This window comes from Delftia acidovorans NBRC 14950 (genome assembly GCF_001598795.1).
Lineage (GTDB): Bacteria > Pseudomonadota > Gammaproteobacteria > Burkholderiales > Burkholderiaceae_C > Comamonas > Comamonas acidovorans.
Genome location: NZ_BCZP01000001.1, coordinates 115,797 through 129,533 on the forward strand (window position 1 = coordinate 115,797; position 13,737 = coordinate 129,533).

10 protein-coding genes and 2 tRNA genes are annotated in these 13,737 nt (G+C 68.2%); 5 read left to right on the top strand and 7 right to left on the bottom strand.

Going from position 1 to position 13,737, the window contains the following annotated elements; all coding sequences use genetic code 11:
* Window positions 1-26 precede the first annotated feature (26 nt).
* The 3 genes from hrcA (at window position 27) to DA1_RS00500 (ending at window position 1,431) form a co-directional block, all read left to right on the top strand.
* Entirely contained in the window at window positions 27-1,031 is a 1,005-nt protein-coding gene (gene hrcA, locus DA1_RS00490; RefSeq protein ID WP_034396851.1) for a heat-inducible transcriptional repressor HrcA, read from the top strand.
* Window positions 1,032-1,098: 67 nt separating this feature from the next.
* A tRNA-Ile gene (locus DA1_RS00495) sits at window positions 1,099-1,177 on the top strand.
* Between the two features lie 177 nt (window positions 1,178-1,354).
* Window positions 1,355-1,431, top strand: a tRNA-Arg gene (locus tag DA1_RS00500).
* 74 nt (window positions 1,432-1,505) lie between these two features.
* Here DA1_RS00500 and DA1_RS00505 read toward each other — a convergent pair.
* The 5 genes from DA1_RS00505 to DA1_RS00525 all read right to left on the bottom strand — a co-directional run bounded on the left by DA1_RS00505 (window position 1,506) and on the right by DA1_RS00525 (window position 8,540).
* Window positions 1,506-3,875, bottom strand: a complete 2,370-nt coding sequence (locus DA1_RS00505) for a CHASE2 domain-containing protein (protein ID WP_034396849.1) — start codon at window positions 3,873-3,875, stop codon at window positions 1,506-1,508.
* A gap of 27 nt (window positions 3,876-3,902) precedes the next feature.
* Window positions 3,903-5,690 (bottom strand): FecR family protein, encoded by a 1,788-nt coding sequence (locus tag DA1_RS00510; RefSeq protein ID WP_034396847.1) that lies wholly within the window; start codon window positions 5,688-5,690, stop codon window positions 3,903-3,905.
* Window positions 5,687-6,400: a response regulator transcription factor gene (locus DA1_RS00515; RefSeq protein ID WP_034396845.1), complete on the bottom strand. Its 714-nt coding sequence runs from the start codon at window positions 6,398-6,400 to the stop codon at window positions 5,687-5,689. The genes DA1_RS00510 and DA1_RS00515 overlap by 4 nt, the downstream gene beginning before the upstream one ends.
* 94 nt (window positions 6,401-6,494) lie before the next feature.
* Window positions 6,495-7,787 carry a tryptophan--tRNA ligase gene (locus DA1_RS00520; protein WP_034396843.1) on the bottom strand — a complete coding sequence of 431 codons (1,293 nt, stop codon included), beginning with the start codon at window positions 7,785-7,787 and terminating at the stop codon, window positions 6,495-6,497.
* 75 nt (window positions 7,788-7,862) lie between these two features.
* Window positions 7,863-8,540 carry a site-2 protease family protein gene (locus DA1_RS00525; protein ID WP_034396841.1) on the bottom strand — a complete coding sequence of 226 codons (678 nt, stop codon included), beginning with the start codon at window positions 8,538-8,540 and terminating at the stop codon, window positions 7,863-7,865.
* Window positions 8,541-8,716: 176 nt separating this feature from the next.
* Here DA1_RS00525 and DA1_RS00530 point away from each other — a divergent pair, with 176 nt between their 5' ends.
* Window positions 8,717-10,096: a methyl-accepting chemotaxis protein gene (locus DA1_RS00530; protein WP_034396839.1), complete on the top strand. Its 1,380-nt coding sequence runs from the start codon at window positions 8,717-8,719 to the stop codon at window positions 10,094-10,096.
* Window positions 10,097-10,201: 105 nt separating this feature from the next.
* Here the strand turns inward: DA1_RS00530 and DA1_RS00535 are convergent, their stop codons facing one another.
* Window positions 10,202-10,846: an L-threonylcarbamoyladenylate synthase gene (locus DA1_RS00535; protein WP_012207210.1), complete on the bottom strand. Its 645-nt coding sequence runs from the start codon at window positions 10,844-10,846 to the stop codon at window positions 10,202-10,204.
* A gap of 25 nt (window positions 10,847-10,871) precedes the next feature.
* A complete protein-coding gene (locus tag DA1_RS00540) occupies window positions 10,872-11,735 on the bottom strand; it encodes a 3',5'-nucleoside bisphosphate phosphatase (RefSeq protein WP_013800875.1) in 864 nt (287 codons plus the stop codon).
* Between the two features lie 212 nt (window positions 11,736-11,947).
* Here DA1_RS00540 and DA1_RS00545 point away from each other — a divergent pair, with 212 nt between their 5' ends.
* Complete coding sequence (locus DA1_RS00545; RefSeq protein WP_034396837.1) at window positions 11,948-13,735, top strand: methyl-accepting chemotaxis protein; 1,788 nt, start codon at window positions 11,948-11,950, stop codon at window positions 13,733-13,735.
* Window positions 13,736-13,737: the final 2 nt, after the last annotated feature.

Genomic DNA, 13,737 nt, shown 5'->3' on the forward strand with positions numbered 1-13,737 from the left:
GGAAATTACATCATTAAAATCATCACATGCTCGACGAACGTGCCAAGTTGTTGCTCAAAGCGCTGATCGAGCGTTATATCGCTGACGGCCAGCCTGTGGGCTCGCGAACCCTGTCGCGTGCGTCGGGGCTTGAATTGTCGCCTGCCACGATACGCAATGTGATGGCTGACCTCGAAGACCTGGGGTTGATCATCAGCCCGCACACCTCGGCGGGCCGCATTCCGACCGCCCGGGGCTACCGGCTGTTCGTGGACACCATGCTCACGGCAGACCGTGCCGATATCGTGACGCCCGAGCTCGCGCCCGAGCAGCCGCAGAAAGTCATCGCCAACGCCGCCAACCTGCTGTCCAGCCTTTCCCAGTTTGTGGGCGTGGTGCTGGTGCCGCGCCGCACCTCGGTGTTCAAGCACATCGAATTCGTGCGGCTGTCGGAGCGGCGCTTTCTGGTCATCATCGTATCGCCCGACGGTGACGTGCAAAACCGCGTCATCTTCACCGACGTGGACTACTCGTCCTCGCAGCTGATCGAAGCCTCCAACTTCCTCAACAGCCACTACGCGGGCCTGGCCATGGAAGAGGTGCGCGAGCGCCTCAAGGGCGAGGTGGAGCTGCTGCGCGGCGAGGTGGCCACGCTCATGCAGGCGGCCGTCAACATCGGCACGGAGGCCATGACCAGCGCCCAGGAGGACGTGGTCATCGCGGGCGAGCGCAACCTGCTGTCGGTCAGCGATTTCTCCAGCGACATGGGCAATCTGCGCCGCGCCTTCGACCTGTTCGAGCAAAAGACCCAGATCCTCAGGCTGCTGGATTTTTCCAGCCAGGCGGAAGGCGTGCGCATCTACATCGGCGGTGAAAGCCAGGTCGTGCCCTTCGAGGAGCTGTCCGTGGTCAGCGCGCCCTACGAGCTCGACGGCAAGGTGGTGGGCACGCTGGGCGTGATCGGGCCCACCCGCATGCACTACGACCGTATGATCCAGATCGTGGACATCACCTCCAAGCTCGTCAGCAATGCGCTGAGTCACAAGCGCTGAGTCCTGCGGGTTAGGCTCTACAATAGTTGTTTGCCATGGCCTGCATCCGTGCTGCCTTGGTGAATCAGGGGCCTTAGCTCATGCTTGGTTAGAGCAGCGGACTCATAATCCGTTGGTGCCCAGTTCGACTCTGGGAGGCCCTACCATCCATTGGTATGAAAAGCCTGCCGCCTTTCCGGGCGGCAGGCTTTTTTGCTGGGCGCACGGCATGCCGCATGGCATGCCTCGCCCGGTTGCCGGGGAATGCGGCTGCCGGGTTTTTTGCAGAAATATGGCGCTTTTGTCCGGGAGCCCCAAAACCCGCTGCTACAATGCGAAGCGTTGCGGCTGTAGCTCAGCTGGATAGAGTACTTGGCTACGAACCAAGGGGTCGTGGGTTCGATTCCTGCCAGCCGCACCAAAAAACGCAAAGCCCTGAAGTTGAAAGACTTCAGGGCTTTTTCGTTTTTCGCATCCGCATCCCTGGGATGCCAGTCAGGCCTGTTCCGCTTTCGGCAGCACGATGCTGAAGGCGCTGCCCTGGCCGGGCGTGCTTTCTATCTCAAGCTGCCCACCATGTCGGGCGGCCACGGTGCGCACGAAAGCCAGGCCCAGGCCCACGCCGTCGAGGTGCTGGTGATGGTCCAGGCGCTCGAACGGCTGGCTCAGCCGGGCGACGGCCTTCCCATCCATGCCGGGCCCGTGGTCCCGGATGGTGATGCGGCAATGGCCTGCGTCCTGCCGCAGCAGGCATTGCACCGTGGCGGGGTTTGCCTGATCTGCGCGCGCTCCGTATTTGATGGCGTTGCCGATCAGGTTGACGGCCGCGCGGTGGAGCATGCCCGCATCGCCCAGCACGGGGCATTCCTGTTCGGGCAGGTGGAACTCCAGCTGCACATGGGCCGCAGAGGCCTGGGCCCAGCAGCTTTCCACGGCCTGGTCCAGCACCAGGCCAAGGTCCAGCCGTTCCCGGCGCAGCGCCTGCTGCTGGGCGCGTGCCAGGTGCACGAAATCGTCGGCCAGCTGCAGGGAGGCCTGGGCATAGCCTTCGATGCGCGGCAGCAGGAGGCCGAGGTCGGGTGCCTGTACGGCGCCGCGCTGCATCTCCAGCAAGGTGATGATGGATGCCACGGGCGCACGGATGTCGTGCGAGATGAACTGCATGGCCTGGTCGCGCTGGGCCTGGGCGCTGCGCAGATCGCTGATATCGACCAGGGTGATCAGCCAGCCCGTGGTGGGCGGTGCATCGAAGGTCTGGGTCAGCAGCATCAGGCTGCGTCCCATGGGGTCGCGCCCCTCGCTGCTGGGCGGCAGGCCGTGGGTGGCAAGTGCCTCGGGCGTGAGCAAGGGCTGGCCGGCAGATGCGCCGACTGCCGTGTCCAGTGCCCGCAGACCATCGAGCAGCCGGGGCAGGGCATCGCCGGCCCTGAGGCCATGCCCCAGGCTGCGCGCATAGGCGTGGGCTGCGGCATTGGCCAGCAGCACATGGCCCTGCCGGTCGCAGACAAAGGTGGGCGAGGGCAGCTGGCGCAGGCTTTCGCTGACGAAATGGTGCAGGGCGCGCAGTTGGCGCGAAGCCTGCTCCACGGCCGCGATGCGCTGGTCCAGCAGATCGCCGCCCAGACGCAGCGCGGTGGGCAGGCCCTGCCCCTGCAGGTCACGCAGCTCCAGTGCCAGAAAGCGCGCGGCGGCGCGCAGGCGCAGCCAGCTCCATAGCGGATAGGCCAGGGCCAGGCCCAGCAGGCCGGCTGCAGGCGCCGTCTGCACCTGCCACAGGCGCGGTGCAAGCCCGGCCAGCGAAAGGCAGGCCAGGGCCAGCAGCGCGCAGGCCAGCATGCCGCCCGACGGGCCCAGCCAGGCCAGGGCCAGCAGGGCCAGCAGCACGGCTGCCGCATTGAGCGCGCGGTTGAGCGTGGCCGACGCGGGATGCACATGCGAGCCCTGCAGGCTGCCGTTGAGCACATGGGCCAGCATCTCCACGCTGGAGATGGGCCGCGCGCTGGTGCCCAGCGGTGCGGTGAAGCGGCTGCCCAGGCCGGTGGCCGTCGTGCCGATGAGCACGTATTTGCCGCGGAATGCCGCTGCAGGAATGCGGCCGCGCAGCACGTCGATGTAGGAATAGGTGGTGAAGGGCGAGCGGTCCCTGGCGCCTTGCTCCGGCCTGGCCTGTGCAAAGGCAATGATCTCCTGCTGGCGGCGTTGCCAGGAGGGCGAGTCGGGGTCCATGGGCGGCACGGGCTCCGGGCGGGCGCATGCGCGGCCGTTCTCGCCCACGCAGTGCAGGGCCAGCGCCATGTGCCACCAGGGCTGCTGCGCACTGCCTTCGATGGCATGGAAGCCGCGCACCGCGCCATCGGCGTCCACGGGCAGCTGGGTATGGCCCAGCGCCGCTGCCGCCTGTGCGAAGGCCGGCAGCGGGCCGCTGCCTGGCGCCACGGGCAAGACGGTGCGGCCGCTGCGCTGCAGAACGCGCGCCAGCAGCAGGTCGTCGCCGGGGTAGTCCAGGTCTTCCTCGCTGAGCATCACGTCCAGGCCTATGGCGCGCGGCGGTGCCTGGCTGATGCGTTCCAGCAGGCCGGCGTGCAATGCGCGACGCCAGGGCCAGCGGCCAATGGCGTCGATGCTGGCATCGTCGATGGCGACGATGACGATGTCCTGCGATGCCTTGGGGCGGTGCAGCCAGCTGGCCGTGTCCTGGACGAAGCCGTTGATGCGGTCGAGCTGCCCGTCGCCGCTGAGCCAGAACACCAGGGACAGCAGGCCCGCCGCCAGCAGCAGCCAGTCCCGCCGCAGTCCACGGCCACGCGCAGGCGCTGGCTGCGCCGGCGTGGCGGGGCTGTCAGGCGGGGGCGGCTGGGTGGACAAGCGCGGTCAGGGAATGAACGGGCACGGCTACTGGCGCTGCAGGCGCTCTCCGTTGCCCGAATGCATCATCTCGCCGCTGGCATCGACGATCCAGCTGCCGGTGCGGAACTGGCGCGCGGCCGAGAAGTCGCTGCGCAGGCCGTTGGCATCCTCGATCTGCAGGCGCAGGTAGTAGCTGCCTGCGGGCAGCTCCTCGGTGCTCCATTGCGGCTGGTCGGTCCAGAGGTCCACCAGCGGCGCGGTGAACTCCTGGTCGCGCGCCACCATCACGTGGTAGCGCTGGCCGGGCTCGCCGCTCCAGCGGATCTGGCGGCTGCCTTCTGACGGGCCGTCACCCATCTGCAGCGCGCTGGCCGAGGGCTGGGGCGGAACGGCCGCCAGTTGCATGGCCTGGGCTGCGGCAAACGGGCCCTGGTCGGGCTGTCCATCGGCCAGCGTGCGAATGCTGGCGGCACGCCAGAGATAGCGTCCGGCCGGCAGGCGGGCCAGCGTGGTGGCGGGCAGTGTGCAGTCGTCCAGGTCGCGTGCATCGACGGCGGGCTCGGCAAAGCCGGCCTGCGCATCGGCAGAGACGACCTGGATGCGGTAGCGCGCGGCGCCCACGACCTGGGTGCATTGCAGGCTGGCGCGGCCCAGGCCCACGGTGGCGTCGGCCTGCGGTGATTCATACAGCGGCGGCACGGGATGGGCCTTGACGCGCAGGGCGCGGCGGCTGGCGGCGCCCGGAATGCCCTGGGCATCGATGCCGCGCAGGGACAGCACGTAATCGCCGTCCTCCACGCCCGCCAGGCGAAGCGGCGATGCCGTGGCCTGGAAACTGGCGCTGCGCAGCACCTGGGTCATGTCGGCATCGCGCGACAGCTGTAGCTGGTAGCGCACGGCGCCCGGCAAGCCGGGCAGGGGCAGGCTGATCCAGTTGGCGTCTTCCGCCAGCGCGGGCCACGCCGTGATGTCGGGCGCACCCAACATGGGGCGGGGCTCGCCTACGCGGCCATTGGCGGCCACGGCCACGCCCTGGCCCGGGCGCAGCAGCGCATCGCCAGTGTTCGCGCTTGAGGCGTCGGAGCCCACGGCGACGGTGCCTTCATCGACGGCGGCCGCCGTGCTGCCGGCGGCATCGGCCTGGACCAGGAAGCGGGTGCCGCGCACGCTGGTCGATGCAGCGGGCGTGCGGATCTCGAAGCGGCGCTGTGCGTTGCCGGGTTCGGGCGGCACCGAGGCCTCGACGCCGCCCTCGCGCAGGTCCAGTACGGACTGCAGGCTGCCGGCACGGCCCTTGCGGCGCATCTGGCGCAGCACCACATCGGACTGCGACTGCACGCGCACCAGGGAGCCATCGGCCAGGCGCACGGCGACGAATGCGTCCGGGGCCAGCTGCAGGCGCTCGCCTTCCTGCAGCGTCTGTCCCTTGCGCAGGGGCTGGCCCGCATCGTCTCCAGCCGCGCCCTGCGTATCGGCCAGGTGGTCCAGCGGGCGCGTGCTGCGCGCATCACCCTGCACGAACTCCACGGAGGCCACGGCGGCGCGCAGCAGACGCACGGGGATCTCCAGCACGGAGCCGGGCCGCAGGCGGTAGGGATTGGACACGCCGTTGTGCTGCTGCAGATCGGTCCACTGGCGGGCATCGCCCAGGTAGCGGGCCGCCAGCTGCTCCAGCGTGTCGCCGGCGACGACCCGGTGTGCCATCGTGTCGCCGTTGCGGGCCACGGGTTTGATCTGGGCCTGCGCGCCGCCCAGGCCCAGCAGGCCGAGAGCGGCCAGCATGCAGGCCCGCGATACGGGCCTGCTCAGGGCGGCAGGCATGTGTACGGTCATGATGCCTGCTGCAGCGCCTGCAGCGCTGCGTCGGGCACATCAAGGCGATAGCCATAGCCGTACACGGCACTGATGGCGTAGGGCTGTCCGGCGCGCAGGTTCAGCAGGGCGCGCAGGCGCGAGATATGCGTGTCCAGCGAGCGCGACTGCACTTCGGCGTTGTGCCCCCACACGGCTTCGCGCAGGTGCTCGCGCGAAAGCAGCCGGCCCTGGTTCTGGAACATGGTCAGGGCCAGCGTGTACTCGCGGTGCGTCACCTCGATGGGCTGGCCGTGCATTTCCAGGCTGTTGGTGGTGGTGAGGAACCGGTAGGGACCGAACTCCAGCACGCTTTGCGTGTTCACCGGATAGGCGCGGCGCAACAGGGCCGCCATGCGCGCGCGCAGTTCGGCATGGCGCACGGGCTTGACCATGAAGTCATCGGCGCCGCAGGACAGGCCCTCGACGATGTCGGCCTCTTCGCTGCGGTGGGTGATGATGAGGATGGGCAGCTCGCGGCTGACATGGCCACGCGCCCATCGCACCAGGTCCGTTCCTTCCATGTCCGGGAGGTGCCAGTCCACGATCAGCAGGTCGAAGCTCTCGCGGCGAAGCTCCAGTTGCAAGGCCGAGCCCGTCTGGTAGGTGTGGCAGCTGTGGCCCGTCTCCAGCGCGACCTGACGCAGCATCTCCAGTTGCAGCGGATCATCGTCCAGAGCAGCTATACGCATCCAAATGTCCTTTCACGCACGCGCCGCAATCCCGGCGCCGAGCCCGCGGGCAAGACTGCCCGCAAATAGGCGGTTTCTCAAGCGAAGCTTACCCTTACTCTGCGGCATCGCGCAGTTGCTGCAGGGCGGCCAGCACCAACTGGGGGTCTGCGGGCTGCAGCCGGGGCTGCAGTGCGGACAGGGCCGCCTCGCCTTCCCTTTGCAGCTGGCCGATGGCCTGGCCGGCTTCCTTGGGGGCGTCGAAGCCCAGGCTTTGCAGCAGCAACTGGCCGTCGGCGGCGACAAGCTTGAAGTAGAACTTGCCGTCGGCTTCGCGGTATTGCTTGAACTGGGGCAGGGCCTGCCTGGCGGCCTTGGCCTTGGCGGCCACGGGTGCCTGTGCCAGGCTGCGCAGGCCGACGGCCGAGCGCAGTTCGCGGATCAAGGGCAGGGTCTCGCGGCGGGCCTTGGCGGCGCCGGCCTGCAGGATGTCCTCCAGCTCGGCAGGGTGGGCCACCAGGTGCTCGTAGCGCTCGCGCATGGGGGCCAGCTCACGGTCGATGCGCTCGAACAGCTGCTGCTTGGCGTCGCCCCAGGCAATGCCTTCGGCGTACTGGCGGCGCAGCGCCTCGGTTTCCTCTTCGCTGGCAAAGCCCTGGTAGATCTGGAACAGGGCCGAGCCCTCGACTTCCTTGGGCTCGCCGGGCGTGCGCGAGTCGGTGGTGATGCTGCCGATGAGCTTGCGCAGCTGCTCGCGCGAGGAGAACAGCGGGATGGTGTTGTTGTAGCTCTTGCTCATCTTGCGGCCATCCAGGCCGGGCAGCGTGGCCACGTTCTCCTCGACCTGCGCCTCGGGCAGCGTGAAGAACTCGCCGCCGTAGATGTGGTTGAAGCTGGAGGCCATGTCGCGCGCCATCTCGATGTGCTGGACCTGGTCACGGCCCACAGGCACCTTGTGCGCATTGAAGGCGAGGATGTCGGCCGCCATGAGCACGGGGTACATGAACAGGCCGGCGGTCACGCCGTCATCGGTCTCGGTGCCGTCCGCATGGTTCTTGTCCACGGCCGCCTTGTAGGCGTGGGCACGGTTGAGCAGGCCCTTGCCGGTCACGCAGGTCAGCAGCCAGCACAGCTCGGGGATCTCGGGGATGTCGGACTGGCGGTAGAAGGTCACATGCTCGGGGTCCAGCCCGGCCGCCAGCCAGCTGGCCGCGATCTCGATGGTGGAGCGCTGCACGCGTGCCGGGTCCTGGCATTTGATCAGGGCGTGGTAGTCGGCCAGGAAGTAGAAGTTCTCGACCTCGCGCGAGCGGCTGGCCGCGATGGCCGGGCGCAGCATGCCGGCATAGTTGCCGAGGTGCGGGGTTCCGCTGGGAGTGATGCCGGTGAGGAAACGGATGGTGCTCATGACGGGAGGCTTCGACAGGCAAGAGAGAAAAACAGGGAGCCGCAGAGACAGCCGGTGGGCCGTTCTGCAGCGCGTTCAGCGCAGCAGCGCGATCAGCGGGGTCAGCGCGAAGTCGATCACGGCGTAGCCCAGGTCCATCAGCGGGCGCAGCCACAGGCTGCCGACCACGCCGGCGATGACCAGGCCCATGACGATGAAAAAGCCCCAGGGCTCGATGCGCGCCACCCACTGCGCCTGACGCCAGGGCAGCAGGCCGACCAGGATGCGGCCACCGTCCAGCGGCGGCAGCGGAAACAGGTTGAAGGCCCACATCACCAGATTGACCAGGATGCCGGCGCGGCACATTTCTATGAAGAAGCGCTCGCCCACGCTCGATCCCACCAGAACCACCAGCAGCACGCCCCACAGCAGGGCCTGCACGAAATTGGAGGCCGGGCCTGCCAGGGCCACCCAGATCATGTCGCGCTTGGGGTTGCGCAACTGGTCGAAGCGCACGGGCACGGGCTTGGCGTAGCCGAACAGAAAGGCGCCCGAGGTGGCGAAGTACAGCAGCAGCGGCATCAGGATGGTGCCGATGGGGTCGATGTGCTTGATGGGGTTGAGCGTGATGCGTCCCATCATGGCGGCCGTGTTGTCGCCGAAGTGGCGCGCGGCATAGCCGTGGGCTGCCTCGTGCACCGTGATCGCGAAGAGCACGGGCAGGGCATAGATGAGTACGGTCTGGATGAGGTTGGCGATGTCCACGGCGGGCATTGTCTCAGACGCTGGCCACCCTTGCCGCTGGCAGCCGCCAGAGCCCGTGCGCTGCGCTCTGGCCGCGTGGATATGGTGGTTTCCCGCAGATTGGCAATGCCCCATTCTGTGTTGCAAAATGAAACACCAATGAGATGGTTCCCTCAACAGGTTTTTCACCAAGGCCCTCGGGCCATATGTACAAGAGGTGGCACGTGGGCGTACTGGGCTTGGGCAGGCTGCCGATAGGCTGGCGGTTGGTGATTGCGTTCGGCGGTATCAATCTGCTGGTCTTCACGATGATGGCGGTCACGGTGTTTTCACTGGGGCAGGCCGAACAGGCGCTGGCGGCCGGGGGAGCGACCACGGTGGCCGAGCAGGCGCTGGTGCACACGCGCTGGTGGGTGCTGGGGCTGGGGGCTGCCGTTTGCGTGCTGGCCCTGGTGGCCTGGTTCAGCCTGCGGCGGGGAATCGTGCAGCCGCTGGGCCAGGCCATCCTGATTGCCGAGACCGTGGCGGCCGGTGATTTGAGCCAGGAGTTCTCGACCGAGCTGCAGGGCGACTTCGGCCGCCTGCTGGGCGCGCTGGGCACCATGGAGGACACGCTGACCGAGCTGGTCGGCCGCATCAAGCAGTCCACGGATTCCATCGGCCTGTCGGCCGGCGAGATCGACGCCGGCAACTCCGACCTGTCGCGCCGCACCGAGGCCCAGGTCTCGGCGCTGGCCCAGACGGCGGCCAGCATGGAGCAGCTCACCGCCACCGTGCGCCAGAACGCCGACCGCGCGCATTCGGCCAGCGGCCTGGCCGTCGATGCCTCGTCCACCGCCAAGCGCGGCGGGGCCGTGGTGAGCGAGGTGGTGCAGACCATGGAGGCCATCAGCGGCAGCTCGCGCAAGATCGTGGACATCATCCAGGTCATCGAAGGCATCGCCTTCCAGACCAATATCCTGGCGCTCAACGCGGCCGTGGAGGCGGCGCGTGCGGGCGAGCAGGGCCGGGGCTTTGCCGTCGTGGCCAGCGAGGTGCGCAGCCTGGCCGGGCGCTCGGCCGAGGCCGCCAAGCAGATCAAGGAACTGATCACCACCAGCGTGCGCCAGGTGGAAAGCGGAGCCGGCCTGGTCAACCAGGCGGGCGCCACCATGCAGGAAATCGTGGGCGCCGTGGGCCAGGTATCGGGCCTGCTGGGCGAAATGTCGCAGGCGCTGCGCGAGCAAAGCGAGGGCATCGCCCAGGTCAACGCCGCCGTGGGCCACATGGACAGCGCCACCCAGGAGAACGCAGCCTTGGTGCAGCAGGCCTCGCGCGCGGCCTCGGCGTTGAGCGAACGCGCCCAGGATCTGGAGCAGGCGGTGGGCGCCTTCAAGCTCGATGACGAGCCAGAGTCTGCGGCGGGTGCGGTGTTCTCGGCAGCGCAGGCCAGGCCCGCGCTGGCCCCGTCCGTTGCCGTGGCGCCCGCAGCAAGTTCGCCAAGGTCACCAAGTTCGCCAAGGTCACCAAGTTCGCCAAGGCCACAGCAGCGTGCGCCGACTCCTGCGGCCCGGTCGCTGCAGTCGCTGGAATTGGCGCAGCACTGATCTGCATCTCTCTCGTCAGCGTCCCTTCACAACACAAACGCCGGGCTTGCCCGGCGTTTGTCGTTCATGCGGTGCGGTGCATGGCCCCTGCCCGGGCCATCTTCGTCAGGCCATCTCAAGGCCCAGGGCGTCCAGGCTGCCCCTTCCCTGGCGCACCACGGTCGGCGGATTGCCCAGGGCCATGGGAACCAGGTCGATCACGGTGGTCGGCTCCGAAGGGCAGGCGCCTGCATCGACGATGGCGTCAAGCTCGTGGGGAAAGCGCTCCAGGATGGCGTCCGCGTCGTGCAAGGCCTCGGTCTCGCCCGGCGGAATCAGCGTGGTGGCGATCAGCGGCTCGCCCAGTTGCTCCAGCAGCAGCTGCGTGCCCTTGCGGTCCGGCACGCGCAGGCCGATGGTCTTGCGCGAGGGATGGCTCAGGCGCTTGGGCACTTCCTTGGAGGCTTCCAGGATGAAGGTATACGGCCCCGGCGTGGCCAGCTTGAGCAGGCGGTACTGGCGGTTGTCCACGCGCGCATAGCTGGACAGCTCCGACAGGTCGCGGCACAGCAGCGTGAGATGGTGCTTGTCGTTGATCTGCCGGATGCGGCGAAGCCGCTCCACCGCAGGGCGGTCGTCCAGATGGCAGACCAGCGCGTAGCTGGAATCCGTGGGAATGGCCAGGATGGCGCCCTGGCGCAGCATGTCGGCGGCCTGCTTGATGAGACGGGGCTGGGGATTGTCGGGGTGGGCTTCGAAGCGTAGGACCATGGTGTGCGTTGTTGGCGGGAGGAGCTCAGGCCAGCTGTATGCGCTCGCTCAGCAGTTCCCATACCGGCGTCAGCTGGCCCGGCAGGTAGGGCAGGTCGCCCAGATCGGTGTGCGATTCCTCGGGGCTGTGGAAGTCGCTGCCGCGCGATGCGGCCAGGCCGAATTCGCGCGCCATGTCGGCATAGATGGTGTATTCGCTGGGCCGGTGGCTGCCGGTGACGACCTCGACGCCCTGGCCGCCATGGGCCTTGAATTCGGAAAACAGCGCGTATTCCTCGTTGGCGGTGAGCGCGTAGCGGGCCGGATGGGCGATCACCGCCACACCGCCGGCCTGCGTGATCCAGCGCACGGCATCGGCCAGGCGGGCCCAGGTGTGGGGCACGTAGCCGGGATGGCCTTCGGTCAGGTAGTGGCGGAACACCTCGCCCGTGTCGCGGCAGCGGCCGGATTCCACGAGAAAGCGTGCGAAATGGGTGCGTGAGATCAGGCCGGGATTGCCGGCGAAGCGCAGCGCGCCTTCGTAGCTGCCTTCGATGCCGGCCAGCTCCAGCTGGCGGGCCATCTCGCGGGCGCGTGGGCCGCGCCCGTCGCGCGTGGCGTGCAGCCCTTCGAGCAGGGCGGGGTCGTCCGCGTCAAAGCCCAGTCCCACGATGTGCACGGTGGCACCTGCAAAGCTCACCGAGATCTCGGCGCCCGTCAGGTAGTCCATGCCGCAGGCGCGCGCGGCGGCGGCGGCGCGGTGCTGGCCGCCGACTTCGTCATGGTCGGTCAGCGCCCACAGCTGCACGCCCCGGGAGGCGGCGCGTTCGGCCAGTTGCTCCGGCGTCAGCGTTCCATCCGAGACCACGGAGTGGCTATGCAGATCGGCGTTCAGATAGGACTTGGGCACCGGTCCATTGTAGGTGTCGGTGCTTTTCCGAGCCGGGCAGTGCGGCTGGGGGACTTCCCTGAGTGCGGGTTAACAGGCCTCAATAGTGACGGATGCATGACGATGATCAGCCAGGCGCCGTCAAGGGTGGACAAGAATGGTTTCCGGAGCGATGGGCGGCAGGGGCGCCATGGCCTGGCTCCGGCATTGTTATAAAAAAGATCGGTTTTTCCATGAATCTGAATCAAATCACGGTCGCCCAGAAGCTGTGGGCCCTGGTGCTGGGACTGCTGGTGAGCATGCTGGTGGTCAACGGCGGCATCCTGGTCTATCTGCACGGGGTCAACGAGAAGATCAACACCGCTGTGATGACCGCGCAAAGCGGCGCCACGCTGGCGCGCGAGTGGCGGCATCTGACGCAGATGAGCGTGGAGCGCTCCATCGTCGCGGCCATGTCGCCCGACGAGACGCTGGCAGCGCAGCAGCGCGCGTTGATGAGCAAGGGCATAGAGCGCATCAACGTGCTGCAAAAGCAGGTGGGCGACCTGCAGCTGGGCACGCAGTCCAAGCAGGCGCTGGACGCCGTGGCGGCCGAGCGCCGCGAGACGCTCAAGGCCAACTCGGCGGCCCAGGAGGCGCGCAAGGCCAGCGATTTCGCCACCACGTTCGACATCGTTGAAAAGCAGCTGCGCCCGGCGGCCGAGCGCTACAACAGCGCGCAGGAAGCCTTCGTGCAGCAACTGGAGCGCCAAAGCGAGCTGGGGCGCGAGGAAGGCGTGGCCCATCGGCGCCAGGCGTACTGGATCGGTGCGCTGGCCAGTGCGGTCATCGTGGCCCTGGGCCTGTTCATGGGGGTGGCCATCATGCGGTCGATCACGCGGCCGCTGGACCAGGCCGTGGCCCTGGCCGACGGCATTGCCGCAGGTGACCTCACGGGCTCGGTGCAAAGCAACCGGGGCGATGAGCTGGGCCATCTGCTGGGCGCACTCAACGGCATGGCGCAGCGGCTGCGCGGCGTGGTGGGCGAAGTGCGCTCTGGCGTGGAGTCCGTGTCCACGGCCTCCAACCAGATCGCCAGCGGCAACCAGGACCTGTCCTCGCGCACCGAGCAGACAGCGGCCAATCTGGAGGAGACGGCGGCCAGCATGGAAGAGCTGACGGCCACCGTCACCCAGTCGGCCGACACGGCGCGCCAGGCCAACCAGCTGGCGGCCACGGCCGCGCAGGCGGCCGAGCAGGGCGGTGCCGTGGTGGCCCAGGTGGTCACCAGCATGCAGCAGATCACGGACAGCAGCCGCAAGATCGCCGACATCATCGGCGTGATCGACGGCATTGCCTTCCAGACCAATATCCTGGCGCTGAACGCCGCCGTGGAAGCGGCCCGCGCAGGCGAGCAGGGCCGGGGCTTTGCCGTGGTGGCGGGCGAGGTGCGTTCGCTGGCCCAGCGCAGCGCCGAGGCCGCCAAGGAAATCAAGCTGCTGATCACCACCAGCGTGGACAACGTGCAGTCGGGCTCCAAGCAGGTGGAGCAGGCGGGGCGTTCCATGGAGGAAATCGTCTCCAGCGTGCGCCGCGTCAGCGACCTCATCGGCGAGATCACGGCCTCGTCCACCGAGCAGCGCGACGGCATCGGCCAGGTCAACCAGGCCGTGACCCAGCTCGACCAGATGACCCAGCAGAACGCGGCCCTGGTCGAGGAATCCAGCGCGGCTGCGCTGGCCATGCAGGACCAGGCGCGGCGCCTGTCCGAGGTGGTGGCGGTGTTCAAGCTGGGGCAGGAGGGCAGCGCACTGGCGCCGGCCAGGGCACACGTGCCGGCCACCGCAGCGGCACGCCGGCCGGCATCTATCGGTGCAACCGGTGCAACTGCTGCGGTGCGCCCTGCGCCTGCGGCACCCGTACGTCCAGCGCCCGCCGTGCGCAATGCACCGGCGCCCCAGAAGATCCAGCAGCCCGTGGCGAAAGCCCCCGCCAGGACAGCGGCCAAGACAGGGGCGGACGACGACTGGGAGACCTTCTGACC

Coding starts and splice junctions, on each gene's coding strand:
- hrcA (WP_034396851.1), top strand. CDS start 27: ATGCTCGACGAACGTGCCAAGTTGTTGCTCAAAGCGCTGATCGAGCGT.
- DA1_RS00510 (WP_034396847.1), bottom strand. CDS start 5,690: ATGACCGTACACATGCCTGCCGCCCTGAGCAGGCCCGTATCGCGGGCC.
- DA1_RS00515 (WP_034396845.1), bottom strand. CDS start 6,400: ATGCGTATAGCTGCTCTGGACGATGATCCGCTGCAACTGGAGATGCTG.
- DA1_RS00520 (WP_034396843.1), bottom strand. CDS start 7,787: ATGAGCACCATCCGTTTCCTCACCGGCATCACTCCCAGCGGAACCCCG.
- DA1_RS00525 (WP_034396841.1), bottom strand. CDS start 8,540: ATGCCCGCCGTGGACATCGCCAACCTCATCCAGACCGTACTCATCTAT.
- DA1_RS00530 (WP_034396839.1), top strand. CDS start 8,717: ATGTACAAGAGGTGGCACGTGGGCGTACTGGGCTTGGGCAGGCTGCCG.
- DA1_RS00535 (WP_012207210.1), bottom strand. CDS start 10,846: ATGGTCCTACGCTTCGAAGCCCACCCCGACAATCCCCAGCCCCGTCTC.
- DA1_RS00545 (WP_034396837.1), top strand. CDS start 11,948: ATGAATCTGAATCAAATCACGGTCGCCCAGAAGCTGTGGGCCCTGGTG.